Source organism: Actinotalea sp. C106 (assembly GCF_023630195.1).
Lineage (GTDB): Bacteria > Actinomycetota > Actinomycetes > Actinomycetales > Cellulomonadaceae > Actinotalea.
Genome location: NZ_JALPKN010000484.1, coordinates 1 through 1,462, shown reverse-complemented (window position 1 = coordinate 1,462; position 1,462 = coordinate 1). Strand labels below are relative to the sequence as shown.

1 protein-coding gene and 1 pseudogene are annotated in these 1,462 nt (G+C 75.6%); both read left to right on the top strand.

The genetic code is table 11. From position 1 onward, the window contains the following. Positions 1 to 235: 235 nt before the first annotated feature. Complete coding sequence (locus L0B03_RS17845) at positions 236 to 889, top strand: response regulator transcription factor (RefSeq protein ID WP_250448345.1); 654 nt, start codon at positions 236 to 238, stop codon at positions 887 to 889. 3 nt (positions 890 to 892) lie between these two features. Next, positions 893 to 1,462: pseudogene (locus L0B03_RS17840) on the top strand (two-component sensor histidine kinase); the annotation flags it as partial.

The window sequence follows — 1,462 nt, the reverse complement described above, 5'->3', positions numbered from 1 at the left end:
AGCAGGGGCGGGGCGACGAAGGCGCCGGCCACGGCGGTCGCGACGACCGCGGGCACGGCCCAGCGCCGTCGGGCCGTCGGGGTCGACGAGGGCGGCGGGGCCGCGGGGCTGCTGGGCTGGGTCTCGGTCATGGGACCACTGTGCTCCGTCCTGCCTGAGAGGACGCTGAGAGGGCACGCCCGGCCCTGCTCGTGCCCGCACCCGGTCCGTCGCCCATGGGTGGCATGCTGCCAGGGTGCGCGTGCTGGTGGTCGACGACGAGCGGACGCTGGTGCGCGCGATCGAGCGGGGACTCGCCGCCGAGGGCTTCGCGGTGGATGTCGCCCTGGACGGCGAGACGGGGCTGGACCTGGCGACCGATCGGGACTACGACGCGATCGTGCTCGACGTGATGCTGCCCCGGCGCAACGGGTACGACGTCGTCACGGCCCTGCGCGAGCGCGGGGTGTGGACGCCGGTCCTGATGCTGAGCGCCAAGGACGGCGAGCACGACGTCGCCGACGGGCTCGACGTCGGGGCCGACGACTACCTGACCAAGCCCTTCGCCTTCGTGGTGCTCGTGGCCCGGCTCCGCGCCCTGGTCCGCCGGCCTGCCGAGCCCCGGCCGGCGGTGCTCGCGGTGGGCGACCTCCTCCTGGATCCCGCGGCGCGGACCGTGGCCCTCGCGGGCACCCCGGTCGACCTCACGGTGCGCGAGCTCGCCCTGCTCGAGTACCTGATGCGCCACGCGGGGCGAGTGGTGGGCAAGGTCGAGCTGCGGGACCACGTGTGGGACGGCACGGGCGAGGACCTGAACGTGGTCGAGGTCTACGTGGGCTACCTGCGCCGCAAGCTCGGCCGCACGGCCGTCACCACCGTCCGCGGCGCGGGCTACCGCGTGGGGGGCTGAACCGTGGACCGCTGGTCCCTGCGGGTACGGCTCACGGTGCTCACCGCCGCCTCGTTGTGCGTGACCCTCGTCGTCGGCGCCGTCGCGCTGACCACCGTGCTCTCGGGCAGCCGGGTCGCGGCCCTCGACGAGATCGCCCGCGAGCGGGTCGCCGTCGTCGAGGACCTCGTGCTGACCGACCAGCTCCCCGCGACGCTCCCGGTCAGCGAGCCCGGGGAGCTGGTCCAGCTCGTCGACTCCGCGGGCCAGGTGGTGGCCTCCTCGCCCAACGCGAGCCGGACCCTGCCGGTGCTGCCGGCCGGGGACCTCGCCGACCTCGCCGGCACGGAGGTCGCCGTCCTGACCACCACGGCCAGCGCGTACGACGGCGAGGCCCGCGCGGCCGTGCTGGGCACGACCTACCGCGGGGAGCCCGCGACCATCGTCGCGACCGTGCCGCTCGCCGAGGTCCAGGGCCTGGTCGACGCCCTGCGCCTCGCCCTGGTCGGCGTGGTGCCGGTGCTGACGGCCCTCCTCGCGCTGACGATCTGGTTGGTGCTGGGGCGCGCCCTGCACCCGGTGGACCAGCTCCGG